Origin of the sequence: Pseudomonas sp. Mn2068, from assembly GCF_049319725.1 — a bacterium.
Lineage (GTDB): Bacteria > Pseudomonadota > Gammaproteobacteria > Pseudomonadales > Pseudomonadaceae > Aquipseudomonas > Aquipseudomonas gingeri.
Genome location: NZ_JBMOUG010000018.1, coordinates 1 through 15,366 on the forward strand (window position 1 = coordinate 1; position 15,366 = coordinate 15,366).

Genomic DNA, 15,366 nt, shown 5'->3' on the forward strand with positions numbered 1-15,366 from the left:
TGCCATCCGCACTACCGCTCTCGCCAGCAAGCCGGCTCCCACAGGAGGGTGGCGCACCACGGACTTTCGTCTAGCCTGGGGTCGTGTGGGAGCGGGCTTGCCCGCGAAGCTTTTAGCCGTGAACGGGCACGCCCTTGAGGTACGGTGCAGGCTCGGCCCCGAGGTTGCTCAGCAGGCGCTCGCTGTACCAGTCGACGAAGTTGACCACGCCAAACTCGTAGGTCTTCGAGTACGGGCCCGGCTGATAGGCCGTGGAGTTGATGCCGCGCTGGTTTTCCTCGGCCAGGCGACGGTCCTGGTCGTTGGTCGCATCCCAGACTTCACGCATGCGCGCCACGTCATAGTCGACGCCTTCGACCGCGTCCTTGTGCACCAGCCACTTGGTGGTGACCATGGTTTCCTGGGCGCTGATCGGCCACACGGTGAACACGATGATGTGGTCGCCCATGCAGTGGTTCCACGAGTGCGGCAGGTGCAGGATGCGCATCGAACCCAGGTCCGGGTTCTTGATCCGGCCCATCAGCTTCTTGCAGCCCTGCTTGCCGTCCATGGTCATCGACACGGTGCCCTTGAGCAGCGGCATGCGCACGATACGGTTACGCAGGCCAAAGCTGGCGTGGGCATAAGGGATCTTCTCGGCTTCCCAGGCGGCGGCGGAGGCGGCCACATGGTCCTTGAACGCCTGGTCGGCGCGCGGGTCGGTGACGTCGTCCCACTCCAGCAGGGTCTTGAGCAGTTCCGGGTGGGAGCCGCCGCAGTGGTAGCACTCGCGGTTGTTCTCCAGCACCAGCTTCCAGTTGGCCTTCTCCATCAAGGTGGTTTGCACCGCCACCTTGGTGTTCTCCATGTCGTAGGGTTCCATGTAGTGGTTCAGGGTCGCCAGGAACTCATCGATCGGCGGCGGGTTTTCCGCCAGGCTGATAAAGACGTAGCCGCCCGAGGTCTTCACATGCACCGGCTTGAGGCCGTATTGCTTCATGTCGAAATCGGCGCCCATCTCGGTGCCGGCGAACAGCAGGCGACCGTCCAGTTCGTAGGTCCACTGGTGGTAGTGGCAGACCAGCTTGGCGACCTTGCCCTTGTCGCTGGTGCACAGGCGCGAACCGCGGTGGCGGCAGACGTTGTGGAAGGCGTGGACCACACCGTCGGCACCGCGGATCACGATGATCGGGTTCTTGCCGATCTGCAGGGTCATGTAGTTGCCCTTGGCCGGGATCTCGCAGGTCATGCCGGCGATCAACCATTCCTTCTGGAAGATTTCCTGCATATCGATTTCGAACAGCCGCTCATCGGAGTAGAACGGTTGTGGCAGGGAAAAGGTCCGCTCGCGCTCTTGCAGCATTTTCGCGGTGGCCTTGCGTGCGGGTTCCAGCGGATCGCCCAGGCTCAGGGTTGCGGTGACGTCCATCGATTTAGTCCTCATGGCCATGCGGTGTGGCCGGCGAATAGTGGCTGATCAGGGGTGCTACGCAAGGTGTACGTCAGGTGTCTTGGTATGGAGCGAGTGTGGGGGCGGCAGCGACACGAACCTTATCCATGGGCGACATGGCCGAATCCGTTCCCGACGCCCAACCCCCGGTCGTTGGGGGCTGGTCGCGATAAGCATGCCAATGTCGCGGATAGGTAAATGGTCGCCCCGGCGCTTGCGCAGAATCGCCAACATAGAGCCGACAGTCGGCGGTGGAGAACAATATGTCGAACAACTTCCTCAATCCGGTAACCACCCAGACCTGGGCCAATGGTCGGCATATCGTGCGCTGCGTGAAGGTCATCCAGGAAACCTGGGATGTGCGGACCTTCTGCTTCATGGCCGACCAGCCGATCATGTTCTTCTTCAAGCCGGGGCAGTTCGTCACCCTGGAGCTGGAAATCGAAGGGCAGCCGATCATGCGCTCCTACACCATTTCCAGCTCGCCATCGGTGCCCTACAGCTTTTCCGTGACCATCAAGCGCGTGCCGGGCGGCAAGGTTTCCAACTGGTTGCACGACACCCTGCACGAAGGCCAGGAGCTGGCGGTGCACGGGCCGGTCGGGCTGTTCAATGCCATCGACTTCCCCAGCCCCAAGGTGCTGTACCTGAGCGGCGGCGTCGGCATCACCCCGGTGATGTCCATGGCCCGCTGGTTCTACGACACCAACGGCAATGTCGACATGGTGTTTATCCACAGCGCCCGTTCGCCCAAGGACATCATCTATCACCGCGAGCTGGAGCACATGGCGTCGCGGATCGACAACTTCAGCCTGCACCTGATCTGCGAAAAACACGGCCTGGGCGAGCCCTGGGCCGGTTATCGTGGCTACCTGAACCACAAGATGCTGGAGTTGATGGCCCCGGACTTCCTCGAGCGCGAAGTGTTCTGTTGCGGCCCGACGCCTTACATGAACGCGGTCAAGCGCCTGCTGGAAGCGGCCGGGTTCGACATGAGCCGCTACCACGAGGAATCCTTCGGCGCGACGCCACCGGAAGCCCGTGCCGATGCGGTGGAGCAGGCCGAACAGGCCGCCGAGGCGCCGGAAGTGGATGCCGCGGACTTGCACCAGGTGGAGTTCACCGCCACCGGCAAGAGCATTCGCGTGGCACCGGGCGAAACCGTGCACGCGGCGGCGGCCAAGCTTGGCCTGATGATCCCCAAGGCCTGCGGCATGGGTATCTGCGGGACCTGCAAGGTGCTCAAGCTGGGCGGGGAAGTGGAGATGGACCACAACGGCGGGATCACCGACGACGATGTGGCCGAGGGTTATATCCTGTCGTGCTGCAGTGTGCCGAAGGGTGATGTGCGGATCGAGTACTGATCGCACACCGCGGCGCTTCTTTCGCGGGCAAGCCCGCTCCCACAAGACCTGCGTCAAGCCCGGAGCCCTGTGGGAGCGGGCTTGCCCGCGAAAGCGGCGGGGTGGCTGGCATCGTCATCGCTGGCAAGCCAGCTCCTACAAGGTTCCAGGCTGGACCATAGTCCGTGGCGAGCCCCCATCCTGTGGGAGCGGGCTTGCCCGCGAAAGCGGCGGAGTGGCTGGCATCGTCATCGCTGGCAAGCCAGCTCCTACAAGGTCCCGGGCTAGACGACAGCCCGGTGCGCCTCCCTCCTGTGGGAGCGGGCTTGCCCGCGAAGGCAGCGCCGCTCTCTCGGGGGTTTCTACAGGCTGAAGCGCGCTACCATGCTGTTGAGATCCACCGCCAGGCGGGCCAGTTCGTTGCTCGCGGCGCTGGTCTGGTTGGCGCCGGTCGCCGACTGCACCGACAAGTCGCGGATATTCACCAGGTTACGATCCACTTCACGGGCCACCTGAGCCTGTTCTTCCGCCGCGCTGGCGATCACCAGGTTGCGTTCGTTGATCTCGACGATCGCCGTGTTGATGGTGTCCAGTGCCAGGCCGGCTCCCTTGGCGATGCTCAGGGTCGATTCGGCCCGCTCGGTGCTGTTGCGCATCGAGTCCACCGCCTGCTCGGTGCCGCCCTGGATACTGCCGATCATCCGTTCGATTTCGCTGGTGGACTGCTGGGTGCGGTGCGCCAGTGCCCGCACTTCATCGGCCACCACCGCGAAGCCGCGACCGGCTTCCCCGGCCCGTGCCGCTTCGATCGCCGCGTTCAGCGCCAGCAGGTTGGTCTGGTCGGCCAGGCCGCGGATCACGTCCAGGACCTTGCCGATATCGCGGGATTCTTCCGCCAGGTTGCCGATCAGCGTCGCGGTGCTCTGTACATCGCCGCTCATGCGTTCGATGGCGCTGACGGTTTCCTGCACCAGGTCGCGTCCGTCGCCGGCCGAGGTGGTGGCGCTCTTCGAGGCTTCGGAGGTGCTCACTGCATTGCGCGCGACTTCTTCCACGGCGCTGGTCATTTCATTGACCGCGGTGGCGGCCTGTTCGATCTCGTTGTTCTGCTGCAGCAGGCCACGGGCGCTTTCGTCGGTGACGCTGTTCAGTTCTTCGGCGGCCGAGGCCAGCTGGGTGGCGGAACCGGAAATGCGCTGCAGGGTATCGCGCAGCTTCTGCTGCATCTTGACCATGGCCTGCAACAGGCGACCGGCTTCGTCGGTGCCATCGACCTGGATCGGACGGGTCAGGTCGCCTTCGGCGATCTGTTCGGCGGCGCTCAGGGCCTGGGCGATCGGCTGGGTGATGCTGCGGGTCAGCAGCCAGGCGAACAGCAGCGTCAGGCCGGTGGCGAGCACCAGCAGGGCCACCACCAGGTTGAAGGCCGAGTCGTACTGGTCGCTGGCTTGCTGGTTGGTGGCGTTGGTCTGCTGCGTGTTGATGTCCAGCAGGCGGTTGAGCACGGTGTTGACCTGCTCGGAGTTGGCCAGCAGCTCGCTGTTGAGCAGGTTTGCCAGCTCGGTCACCTGATTGTTGCGCGACAGGGTTTTCATGCGGTCTTCGATCTGCCGGTACTGGCCGAGCAACTGGACGTATTGCTCATAGATCGAGCGTTCCTCAGGGGCGGCGATCAGCTTTTCGTAGACCACCCGGGCCTTGTCGATCTGCTGGTTGCGCTGGACGAGCAGATCCAGGGTCTTGGCCTGGGTGTCCGGCTCGCGATTGGTCAGCAGCCGGTAGGACAGGACGCGCAGGCGCAGGGTCAGCTGGGTGAATTCGTCCAGGGCCTTGATGCTGGGCACGCTGTTGGCAGTGATCTCCTGGGCCGCCGCACGAATCTTGCTCATCTGGTTCAGCGAGAACACACCCAGGATCAGCATCAAAGCGCCGATCATGGCAAAGCCGAGGAACGCCCGTGGGGCGATGTTCATAGTGCGTAGGGACATGGTTTTTCCTGAGAGAAAGCGCGTTCCGTGCGGCTTTGGAGACGAGGTCTGTCTGACCTATCGGTCATACGACTAAAGTCTAAAGCCCCCTGCGCGTTTTTGTCGCAGGGACGGCTTTCCGACAGGGGACCGGGAACATGTTCCGCCAATCGCAGTCCCTAGGGGGCGAAGAAAAGCATCCCGCCAGGAAAATCAAGGCTTTGAGAGCGTTTTCCCCTGGCAAACCCAGGGGCTTTTCTTTATCGTACGCGCCCTTTGAAACTGCCCGAGAGATCAAGAAAATGTTGGAGACTTCCCTCAATCAACTGGAACAACTGGTCAGCGAGCTGGTTCAGCAGAAGCAGGAGCTGTTGGCTGCCAACACGGCGCTGAGCAGCGAACTGGCCCAGGCCCGGGATGAAAACGAAAGCCTGCAACTGAGCCTGATGGAACAGGAAGAAAAGCACGGCGCCACCGCCGCCCGTATCCAGGCGCTGGTGGAGCGCGTCAGCGCAGGTCCTGTCGGCGCATGAGAACCAGCACCGACGGGGTGACCGTCATCTCGATCCTCGGTGAGGAATATTCGATCAAGGCACCTGCCGGCCAGGAGCAGACGTTGCAGGACGCAACCCTGATGCTCAAGACGGCCCTGGTCGATACCAAGAAGAAGTTTCCCACGCTGATCGGCGAGCAGTTGCTGGTCCTGGCCGCCCTGAACCTGTGTTCCCGGCAGATCGAGGCGCAACGCCAGCACCGCGAGGAACTCGACCGTTATCAAGAGCAAGTCAGCGCCACGGTCGAAGTGATTTCCAAGACGATCGGGCAGAACTGAGGTGATATCCCGGTCGCGGGATGGATCGAACCCTGGTCGGCGTCGGCTTGTCGACGATAAGGCCCTTGGGCTCGGACGCTATCGTTGGCAAGTCGACGCCTGCCTGAACGGCGTGGTTCAGGCAGCGCAGGATTATTCCTCGTTAACCGTGAGACTGATTTCGTAAAAGCCGTTCTCCGTTAGCCTGTAGGTCTTGCTCTTGACGACCAGCTTGGTTCCGGCGTTGTTCTCGATGCGCTCGCCGATATGGGCCAGCTTCAACAGTTCTTCGAAGGTGATCACGGGGTAGGTTTTGGCCTTGCCGTCTGCTTTGAGAACGTATTCGGTTTGCTTTGTCATGTCGATCTCTCCATAGGTATGGCGGCGGTCATTTCTTGAATGACGTGCCCATATCCTGAAAGACTGCACACACTCCTTTTCAGGCTGACCGCATTTTCCCACGCTCGGGAGGGCGCTCAATACTGTCAGAAATGACAGTCGCGACCGGCGGTAGCCGCCTGAAACAGCCGGCTCCTACAGGGCGCCGGTCATGACCGCGCGGATATCCGCCGCCAGCTCCCGCACCCGCGCCTCTTCGGTGTCCCACGAGCACATGAAGCGCGCACCGCCCTTGCCGATGAAGGTGTAGAAGCGCCAGCCCCGTGCGGTCAGCGCGGCAATGGCCGGTTCCGACAGTTGCAGGAACACACCGTTGGCTTCCACCGGGAACATCTGTTCCACGCCGGGAATATCCCTGACCAGGCTGCTGAGCAACTGCGCGCAGTGGTTGGCGTGCCGGGCGTGCTTGAGCCAGGCGTCGTTTTCCAGCAGGCCGACCCAGGGCGCGGAGAGAAAGCGCATTTTCGAGGCCAGTTGCCCGGCCTGCTTGCAGCGGTAGTCGAAGTCCACCGCCAGGTCGTGGTTGAAGAACAGGATCGCTTCGCCCACCGCCATGCCGTTTTTCGTCCCGCCGAAGCACAGCACGTCGACCCCGGCCTTCCAGGTCAGGTCGGCCGGCGAGCAGCCGAGGAAGGCGCAGGCGTTGGAGAAGCGCGCGCCGTCCATGTGCAGGTTCAGGCCCAGTTCCTTGCAGGTGGCGCTGATGGCGCGGATTTCATCCGGGGTGTAGACGCTGCCGACTTCCGTGGCCTGGGTCAGGGTCACGACCCGTGGCTTGGGGTAGTGGATGTCCTGGCGCTTGAGGGCGATTTCGCGGATCGAGTCCGGGGTCAGCTTGCCGTTTTCGGTGCGGGCGGTCAGCAATTTGGAGCCGTTGGAGAAGAACTCCGGCGCGCCGCATTCGTCGGTCTCGACGTGGGCGGTCTCCGAGCAGATCACGCTGTGGTAGCTCTGGCACAAGGAGGACAGGGCCAGGGAGTTGGCCGCGGTGCCGTTGAAGGCGAAGAACACTTCGCTGTCGGTTTCGAAGAGTTTGCGGAAGCCATCGGCGGCGCGTTGGGTCCACTCGTCGTCGCCGTAGGCGCGCTGGTGGCCGTGGTTGGCCTGTTCCATGGCGGCCCAGGCTTCGGGGCAGATACCGGAATAGTTGTCACTGGCGAATTGTTGGCTCTTGTCGGTCATGGCCCGGTCCTTGTGATCGTTTATGGTGCGCACTGTAACCAGAATTGGCGGTGTCGCACAGGCACAGTTTCCGTAGGAAAACCCTCCTATTGCCGGAAGGTTGGCGTTGTCCTTGTAGGAGCCGGCTTGCTGGCGATGGGGTCAGTGAGCCTTGCATCGTCCGATTGGCCGCTATCTCCAGCAAGCCGGCTCCTACAGGGGATTGCTGTGTTGTCGAAACCGCGTCGTGCCAGGTCGTTCGGGCATAGATTATCCCGGCGCGCCAAGCCATGTCGTAAACGCACCTTTGCAAGGCGTGCGTAGGCATTTGACCTGTCTGCGCCGGTCATACCATCACGTCCAAAGGGCACTGCCGCACGGCAAAGGCCTCACCGAGACGAATGGCGTACCACCGCCGCTGGGAGAGACGCGATGTTCAGCAAGCAAGACCAGATCCAGGGTTATGACGATGCACTGATGGCGGCCATGAATGCCGAGGAGCAGCGTCAGGAAGATCACATCGAGCTGATCGCGTCGGAGAACTACACCAGCAAGCGGGTCATGCAGGCCCAGGGCAGCGGCCTGACCAACAAGTACGCCGAAGGTTATCCGGGCAAGCGCTACTACGGTGGCTGCGAGCACGTGGACAAGGTCGAGGCCCTGGCCATCGAACGCGCCAAGCAGCTGTTCGGTGCCGACTACGTCAACGTCCAGCCGCACTCCGGTTCCTCGGCCAACAGCGCCGTGTACCTGGCCCTGTTGCAGGCCGGCGACACCATCCTGGGCATGAGCCTGGCCCACGGCGGGCACCTGACCCACGGCGCCAAGGTGTCGTCCTCGGGCAAGCTGTACAACGCCGTTCAATACGGGATCGACACCAATACCGGCCTGATCGACTACGATGAGGTCGAGCGCCTGGCCGTCGAGCACAAACCGAAGATGATCGTCGCCGGTTTCTCGGCCTACTCGAAAACCCTCGATTTCCCTCGCTTCCGCCAGATCGCCGATAAAGTCGGTGCGCTGCTGTTCGTCGACATGGCCCACGTCGCCGGCCTGGTCGCCGCCGGCCTGTATCCCAACCCGCTGCCCTACGCCGACGTGGTCACCACCACCACCCACAAGACCCTGCGCGGTCCCCGTGGCGGCCTGATCCTGGCCAAGGCCAACGAAGAGATCGAGAAGAAACTCAACGCCGCGGTGTTCCCCGGTGCCCAGGGCGGCCCGCTGATGCACGTGATCGCCGCCAAGGCCGTGAGCTTCAAGGAAGCGTTGGAGCCGGGCTTCAAGGCCTATCAGCAGCAAGTGATCGACAATGCCCAGGCGATGGCGGGCGTGTTTATCAAACGCGGCTACGATGTAGTGTCCGGCGGCACCGACAACCACCTGTTCCTGGTCAGCCTGATTCGCCAGGGCCTGACCGGCAAGGAGGCCGATGCCGCCCTCGGCCGTGCCCACATCACCGTGAACAAGAACGCGGTGCCGAACGACCCGCAGTCGCCGTTCGTCACGTCCGGCCTGCGTATCGGCACCCCGGCCGTCACCACCCGCGGTTTCAAGGTGACCCAGTGCGTGGAACTGGCCGGCTGGATCTGCGACATCCTCGACAACCTCGGCGATGCCGATGTCGAGGCCAACGTCGCCAAGCATGTGACAGCCCTGTGCGCGGACTTCCCGGTTTATCGCTGAGAGCGGTTTTGGAGTAAATGACTATGCAACGCTATTCGGGCTTCGGCCTCTTCAAGCACTCTCTCAGCCATCACGAAAACTGGCAGAAAATGTGGCGCACGCCGACCCCGAAAAAGGTCTATGACGTGGTCATCGTCGGCGGTGGCGGGCATGGCCTGGCGACCGCCTACTACCTGGCCAAGGAGCACGGCATCACCAACGTCGCCGTGGTCGAGAAGGGCTGGCTGGGCGGCGGCAACACCGCCCGCAACACCACCATCGTGCGTTCCAACTACCTGTGGGACGAGTCGGCGCACCTGTACGAACACGCGATGAAACTGTGGGAAGGCCTGTCCCAGGACCTCAACTACAACGTGATGTTCTCCCAGCGTGGCGTCTACAACCTCTGCCACACCTTGCAGGACATCCGTGATTCCGAGCGTCGGGTCAGCGCCAACCGCCTCAATGGCGTCGACGGCGAACTGCTCAACGCCAAACAGGTGGCGGACGAGATTCCGTACCTGGACTGCTCGAAGAACACCCGCTACCCGGTGATGGGCGCCACCGTCCAGCGTCGCGGCGGCGTGGCCCGTCACGATGCCGTGGCCTGGGGCTTCGCCCGTGCGGCCGACGCCCTGGGCGTGGACCTGATCCAGCAGACCGAAGTGATCGGTTTCCGCAAGGAAAACGGCGTGTGCATCGGTGTGGAAACCAACAAGGGCTTTATCGGCGCCAAGCGCGTCGGTGTGGTCACCGCCGGTAACTCCGGGCATATGGCCCGACTGGCGGGCTTCCGCCTGCCGGTCGAATCGCACCCGTTGCAGGCCCTGGTGTCCGAGCCGATCAAGCCGATCATCGACAGCGTGATCATGTCCAACGCCGTGCACGGCTACATCAGCCAGTCCGACAAGGGCGACCTGGTGATCGGTGCCGGTATCGACGGCTACAACGGCTACGGCCAGCGCGGTTCGTACCCGGTGATCGAGCACACCATCCAGGCCATCGTCGAGATGTTCCCGGTGCTGTCGCGCGTGCGCATGAACCGTCAGTGGGGCGGCATCGTCGACACCACGCCGGACGCCTGCCCGATCATTTCCAAGACGCCGGTACCGAACATGTTCTTCAACTGCGGTTGGGGCACCGGCGGCTTCAAGGCCACCCCGGGCTCGGGCAACGTGTTTGCCGCGAGCCTGGCCAAGGGTGAAATGCACCCGTTGGCCGCACCTTTCTCCATCGACCGTTTCCACAACGGTGCGTTGATCGACGAACACGGCGCTGCAGCGGTCGCCCACTAACAGGAGAAATCCCTATGTTGCATATCTTCTGTCCTCATTGCGGCGAACTGCGCTCCGAAGAGGAATTCCACGCTTCCGGCCAGGCGCATATCCCGCGTCCCCTGGACCCGAACACCTGCACCGACGAGCAGTGGGGCGACTACATGTTCTTCCGCGACAACCCGCGCGGGCTGCACCACGAGCTCTGGGATCACGTCGCCGGCTGCCGCCAGTATTTCAACGTGACCCGTGACACCGTGACTTACGAAATCCTGGAAACCTACAAGATCGGCGAGAAACCCCAATTCACCGCCAAAGCAGACAGTTCGAAAGTGCCCGGCGCGGCTGTGGGAGAAAAGGTATGAGCCAGGTCAATCGCCTGTCCAACGGTGGTCGCATCGACCGCAACAAAGTCTTGAGCTTCACCTTCAACGGCGAGACCTACAAGGGCTTCGAAGGTGACACCCTGGCCGCCGCGCTGCTGGCCAACGGCGTGGATATCGTCGGGCGCAGCTTCAAGTATTCGCGGCCACGGGGCATTTTCGCCGCCGGTGCCGAAGAGCCGAACGCGGTGCTGCAGATCGGCGCCACCGAGGCCACCCAGATCCCCAACGTGCGGGCTACCCAGCAAGCGCTGTATCAGGGCCTGGTCGCCACCAGCACCAACGGCTGGCCGAGCGTCAACAACGACATGATGGGGATTCTCGGCAAGGTCGGCGGCAAGCTGATGCCGCCGGGCTTCTACTACAAGACCTTCATGTATCCACAGTCGTTCTGGATGACCTACGAGAAGTACATCCGCAAGGCCGCGGGCCTGGGTCGCTCGCCGACCGAGAACGATCCGGATACCTACGACTACATGAACCAGCACTGCGACGTGCTGATCGTCGGCGCCGGTCCTGCCGGTCTGGCCGCCGCCCTGGCCGCTGCCCGCAGCGGTGCGCGGGTGATCCTCGCCGATGAACAGGAAGAGTTCGGCGGCAGCCTGCTCGATTCCCGCGAAAGCCTCGACGGCAAGCCGGCGGCCGAGTGGGTCGCCAGCGTGATCGCCGAATTGAAGGCCTTGCCGGATGTCCTGCTGCTGCCTCGGGCCACCGTCAACGGCTACCACGACCACAACTTCCTGACCATCCACGAGCGTCTCACCGATCACCTCGGCGACCGTGCGCCGATCGGCCAGGTTCGCCAGCGTATTCACCGCGTGCGTGCCAAGCGCGTGGTCCTTGCCACCGGCACCCATGAGCGTCCGCTGGTCTATGGCAACAACGACGTGCCGGGCAACATGCTCGCCGGTGCCGTTTCGACCTACGTGCGCCGTTACGGCGTGGCCCCGGGCAAGAAACTGGTGCTGTCGACCAACAACGACCACGCCTACCGCGTGGCCCTGGACTGGCTCGATGCCAGCCTGCAAGTGGTCGCCATCGCCGACGCCCGCAGCAATCCTCGCGGCGCGCTGGTGGAAGAAGCGCGGGCCAAGGGCATCCGCATTCTCACCGGCAGTGCCGTGATCGAGGCCCGTGGCAGCAAGCACGTGACCGGTGCGCGCATCGCCGCCATCGACGTCAAGGCCCATAAAGTCACCAGTCCCGGCGAATGGCTGGACTGCGACCTGGTGGCCAGCTCCGGCGGCTACAGCCCGGTGGTCCACCTGGCCTCGCACCTGGGCGGCAAGCCGATCTGGCGTGAAGACATCCTCGGTTTCGTCCCTGGCGAAGCCCCGCAGAAACGCGTCTGCGTGGGTGGCATTAACGGCGTCTACGGCCTTGCCGATGCCCTGGCCGACGGTTTCGAGGGCGGCGTGCGCGCGGCCAGCGAGGCCGGTTTCAAGGCGGTCGAAGGTGTCCTGCCCAAGGCCCTGGCGCGTCTGGAAGAGCCGACCCTGGCCCTGTTCCAGGTGCCCCATGAAAAAGCCACCGCACGGGCGCCGAAGCAATTCGTCGACCTGCAGAACGACGTCACCGCTGCCGCCATCGAACTGGCGACCCGCGAAGGCTTCGAATCGGTCGAGCACGTCAAGCGCTACACCGCGCTGGGCTTCGGTACCGACCAGGGCAAGCTGGGCAACGTCAACGGCCTGGCCATTGCCGCCCGTTCGCTGAACGTGACCATCCCGCAGATGGGCACCACCATGTTCCGTCCGAACTACACGCCGGTCACTTTCGGCGCGGTCGCCGGTCGTCACTGCGGGCATATCTTCGAGCCGGTGCGCTACACCGCCTTGCAGGCCTGGCACGTGAAACAGGGCGCCGAGTTCGAGGACGTCGGCCAGTGGAAACGGCCGTGGTACTTCCCGCGCAACGGCGAGGACCTGCATGCCGCGGTCAAGCGCGAGTGCAAGGCCGTGCGCGACAGCGTCGGCCTGCTCGACGCCTCGACCCTGGGCAAGATCGATATCCAGGGCCCGGATGCCCGCGAGTTCCTCAACCGCGTGTACACCAACGCCTGGACCAAGCTCGATGTGGGCAAGGCCCGCTACGGCCTGATGTGCAAGGAAGACGGCATGGTCTTCGACGACGGCGTCACCGCCTGTCTGGCCGACAACCATTTCCTGATGACCACCACCACCGGCGGTGCCGCGCGCGTCCTGCAATGGCTGGAGCTGTACCACCAGACCGAATGGCCGGACATGAAGGTGTACTTCACTTCCGTGACCGACCACTGGGCGACCCTGACCCTGTCCGGCCCGAACAGCCGCAAGCTGCTCAGCGAAGTCACCGACATCGACCTGGACAAGGACGCGTTCCCGTTCATGACCTGGAAAGAAGGCCTGGTCGGTGGCGTGCCGGCGCGGGTGTTCCGGATTTCCTTTACCGGCGAGCTGTCCTACGAGGTCAACATCCAGGCCGACTACGCCATGGGCGTCCTGGAAAAGATCGCCGAGGCGGGCAAGCAGTACAACCTGACCCCGTACGGCACTGAGACCATGCACGTGCTGCGGGCCGAGAAGGGCTTCATCATCGTCGGCCAGGACACTGACGGCTCGATGACCCCCGACGACCTGAACATGGGCTGGTGTGTCGGTCGCACCAAACCGTTCTCCTGGATCGGCTGGCGTGGGATGAATCGCGAGGACTGCGTGCGCGAGGAGCGCAAGCAACTGGTCGGGCTCAAGCCGATCGATCCGACCAAGTGGCTGCCGGAAGGTGCGCAGCTGGTGTTCGACACCAAGCAGGCGATCCCGATGAAGATGGTCGGTCACGTGACCTCCAGCTATGCCCACAACTCCCTCGGCTATTCGTTTGCCATGGGCGTGGTCAAGGGTGGTCTCAAGCGCATCGGCGAGCGGGTGTTCGCACCGCTGGCCGACGGCAGCGTGATCGAGGCGGAAATCGTTTCTTCGGTGTTCTTCGATCCGAAGGGCGATCGCCAGAACATTTAAGTCGATCGTTCCCACGCCTGGCGTGGGAATGCATCCCGGGACGCTCTGCGTCCCAAGAGCGGACGCAGAGCGTCCATGGCGGCATTCCCACGCAGAGCGTGGGAACGATCAACCTGAGTTAAAGGTGTTTTATGACCACAGCCAACGTTTACCAACAACGCCCGACTTCCGGGGCCAAGGCCGAGTCGTCGTTGCACCATGCCGACCTCGCCAGCCTGGTGGGCAAGGGCCGCAAGAACGCCGGCGTGACCGTGCGGGAAAAGAAACTGCTCGGTCACCTGACCATTCGTGGCGACGGCCATGACCCGGCGTTCGCCGCCGGCGTGCACAAGGCCCTGGGCCTGGAGCTGCCCGTGGCCCTGACCGTGGTTGCCAAGGGCGAGACCAGCCTGCAGTGGCTCGGCCCCGACGAGTGGCTGCTGATCGTCCCGAGCGGCGAAGAGTTCGCCGCCGAGAAGGCGCTGCGCGAAGCCCTGGGCGATCTGCATGTGGCCATCGTCAATGTCAGCGGCGGCCAGCAACTGCTGGAGCTGAGCGGCCCGAACGTGCGCCAGGTATTGATGAAGTCCACCAGCTACGACGTGCACCCGAACAACTTCCCGGTGGGCAAGGCGGTCGGCACGGTGTTCGCCAAGTCGCAACTGATGATCCGCCACACCGCCGAAGACACCTGGGAGCTGGTGATTCGCCGCAGCTTCTCGGATTACTGGTGGTTGTGGTTGCAGGATGCGGCGGCCGAGTACGGTCTCAGCGTCCAGGCCTGAGATCTGAACAAAACTGTAGGCGCCGGGCTTGTCGAATCGCCGCGAAGGGGCTGGCGAGATCGCTGAAAGCTTCGCGGGCGAGCCCGGCTCCCACAGTACACAAGGGTAAGGATTGATCGTTCCCCCCCTCTGTGTGGACATCCACCCCGGAAAACTCTGCGTCCCAGGAGGGGACGCGAAGCTGCCGTGGTGGTGTTCCCACGAAGAGTGGGGGAACGATCAGGACCAGGGCCCCTCGCCACAGGTTTTGCATCGCTCTGTTATTCACGAACAGGAGTCAAGCAATGAGCCGCGCACCCGATACATGGATTTTGACCGCCGATTGCCCCAGCGTGCTCGGCACGGTGGATGCGGTGACCCGCTATCTGTTCGAGCAGGGCTGCTATGTCACCGAACACCATTCGTTCGATGACCGTCTCTCCGGTCGGTTCTTCATTCGCGTGGAGTTCCGCCAGCCCGAGGGTTTCGACGAACTGGCCTTCCGCGCCGGCCTGGCCGAGCGCGGCGAGTCCTTCGGCATGGTGTTCGAACTGACCGCGCCGAACTACCGGCCGAAAGTGGTGATCATGGTCTCCAAGGCCGATCACTGCCTCAACGACCTGCTCTACCGTCAGCGCATCGGTCAATTGTCCATGGACGTCGCCGCGGTTGTGTCCAACCATCCGGACCTCAAGCCCCTGGCCGACTGGCACCAGATTCCGTACTACCATTTCCCCCTCGATCCCAACGACAAGCCGGGCCAGGAACGCCAGGTCTGGCAGGTGATCGAGGAATCCGGCGCCGAACTGGTGATCCTCGCCCGCTACATGCAGGTGTTGTCGCCGGAGCTGTGTCGCAAGCTCGACGGCAAGGCCATCAATATCCACCACTCGTTGCTGCCCGGCTTCAAGGGCGCCAAGCCGTATCACCAGGCCTACAACAAGGGGGTGAAACTGGTGGGTGCCACGGCGCACTACATCAACAACGACCTGGACGAAGGCCCGATCATCGCCCAGGGCGTGGAAGTGGTGGATCACAGCCATTATCCCGAGGACCTGATCGCCAAGGGCCGGGACATCGAAGGGCTGACGCTGGCCCGGGCGGTGGGTTATCACATTGAACGGCGGGTCTTCCTGAACGCCAACAGGACGGTGGTCCTCTGATTTTTGGCTGCCCGTGCCGGCCTCATCGCCGG

Annotated in this window: 13 protein-coding genes and 1 pseudogene; 9 read left to right on the top strand and 5 right to left on the bottom strand. The window is 63.3% G+C overall.

Going from position 1 to position 15,366, the window contains the following annotated elements; all coding sequences use genetic code 11:
- Positions 1 to 112: 112 nt before the first annotated feature.
- Positions 113 to 1,408 carry a glycine-betaine demethylase subunit GbcA gene (gene gbcA, locus ACL9RJ_RS28725; RefSeq protein WP_017128781.1) on the bottom strand — a complete coding sequence of 432 codons (1,296 nt, stop codon included), beginning with the start codon at positions 1,406 to 1,408 and terminating at the stop codon, positions 113 to 115.
- Positions 1,409 to 1,692: 284 nt separating this feature from the next.
- Here gbcA and gbcB point away from each other — a divergent pair, with 284 nt between their 5' ends.
- Positions 1,693 to 2,793 (top strand): glycine-betaine demethylase subunit GbcB, encoded by a 1,101-nt coding sequence (gene gbcB, locus ACL9RJ_RS28730; protein WP_017128780.1) that lies wholly within the window; start codon positions 1,693 to 1,695, stop codon positions 2,791 to 2,793.
- A 341-nt stretch (positions 2,794 to 3,134) separates the two neighbouring features.
- Here gbcB and ACL9RJ_RS28735 read toward each other — a convergent pair whose 3' ends face one another.
- Together ACL9RJ_RS28735 and ACL9RJ_RS28740 are read right to left on the bottom strand one after the other, a co-directional pair.
- Positions 3,135 to 4,007 carry a methyl-accepting chemotaxis protein gene (locus tag ACL9RJ_RS28735; protein WP_370590934.1) on the bottom strand — a complete coding sequence of 291 codons (873 nt, stop codon included), beginning with the start codon at positions 4,005 to 4,007 and terminating at the stop codon, positions 3,135 to 3,137.
- A 30-nt stretch (positions 4,008 to 4,037) separates the two neighbouring features.
- A pseudogene (locus ACL9RJ_RS28740) lies at positions 4,038 to 4,760 on the bottom strand (MCP four helix bundle domain-containing protein); the annotation flags it as partial.
- A gap of 281 nt (positions 4,761 to 5,041) precedes the next feature.
- On the opposite strand from ACL9RJ_RS28740, the gene ACL9RJ_RS28745 reads away from it, so the two are divergent.
- Both ACL9RJ_RS28745 and ACL9RJ_RS28750 read left to right on the top strand, forming a co-directional pair.
- Positions 5,042 to 5,272, top strand: coding sequence for a hypothetical protein (locus ACL9RJ_RS28745; RefSeq protein ID WP_017128778.1), 231 nt, complete (start codon positions 5,042 to 5,044; stop codon positions 5,270 to 5,272).
- On the top strand, positions 5,269 to 5,571 hold the full coding sequence (locus ACL9RJ_RS28750; RefSeq protein ID WP_017128777.1) for a cell division protein ZapA: 303 nt from the start codon (positions 5,269 to 5,271) through the stop codon (positions 5,569 to 5,571). Before ACL9RJ_RS28745 ends, ACL9RJ_RS28750 begins: the two co-directional genes overlap by 4 nt.
- Positions 5,572 to 5,703: 132 nt before the next feature.
- Here the strand turns inward: ACL9RJ_RS28750 and ACL9RJ_RS28755 are convergent, their stop codons facing one another.
- Positions 5,704 to 5,910: a hypothetical protein gene (locus ACL9RJ_RS28755; protein ID WP_017128776.1), complete on the bottom strand. Its 207-nt coding sequence runs from the start codon at positions 5,908 to 5,910 to the stop codon at positions 5,704 to 5,706.
- 174 nt (positions 5,911 to 6,084) lie between these two features.
- Entirely contained in the window at positions 6,085 to 7,131 is a 1,047-nt protein-coding gene (locus tag ACL9RJ_RS28760; RefSeq protein WP_422765876.1) for a low specificity L-threonine aldolase, read from the bottom strand.
- 411 nt (positions 7,132 to 7,542) lie between these two features.
- On the opposite strand from ACL9RJ_RS28760, the gene glyA reads away from it, so the two are divergent.
- From glyA to purU, 6 genes are all read left to right on the top strand, one after another.
- Positions 7,543 to 8,796, top strand: coding sequence for a serine hydroxymethyltransferase (glyA, locus tag ACL9RJ_RS28765; protein ID WP_017128774.1), 1,254 nt, complete (start codon positions 7,543 to 7,545; stop codon positions 8,794 to 8,796).
- Positions 8,797 to 8,819: 23 nt separating this feature from the next.
- Complete coding sequence (locus ACL9RJ_RS28770; protein WP_017128773.1) at positions 8,820 to 10,070, top strand: sarcosine oxidase subunit beta; 1,251 nt, start codon at positions 8,820 to 8,822, stop codon at positions 10,068 to 10,070.
- Positions 10,071 to 10,084: 14 nt separating this feature from the next.
- Positions 10,085 to 10,414, top strand: coding sequence for a sarcosine oxidase subunit delta (locus ACL9RJ_RS28775; protein WP_017128772.1), 330 nt, complete (start codon positions 10,085 to 10,087; stop codon positions 10,412 to 10,414).
- The gene (locus ACL9RJ_RS28780; RefSeq protein ID WP_177084709.1) at positions 10,411 to 13,428 is read left to right on the top strand and encodes a sarcosine oxidase subunit alpha; all 3,018 of its coding nucleotides are present in this window, start codon (positions 10,411 to 10,413) and stop codon (positions 13,426 to 13,428) included. Before ACL9RJ_RS28775 ends, ACL9RJ_RS28780 begins: the two co-directional genes overlap by 4 nt.
- 131 nt (positions 13,429 to 13,559) lie before the next feature.
- Positions 13,560 to 14,192: a sarcosine oxidase subunit gamma gene (locus ACL9RJ_RS28785; RefSeq protein WP_017128770.1), complete on the top strand. Its 633-nt coding sequence runs from the start codon at positions 13,560 to 13,562 to the stop codon at positions 14,190 to 14,192.
- A gap of 284 nt (positions 14,193 to 14,476) precedes the next feature.
- A complete protein-coding gene (gene purU, locus ACL9RJ_RS28790; RefSeq protein WP_017128769.1) occupies positions 14,477 to 15,334 on the top strand; it encodes a formyltetrahydrofolate deformylase in 858 nt (285 codons plus the stop codon).
- Positions 15,335 to 15,366: the final 32 nt, after the last annotated feature.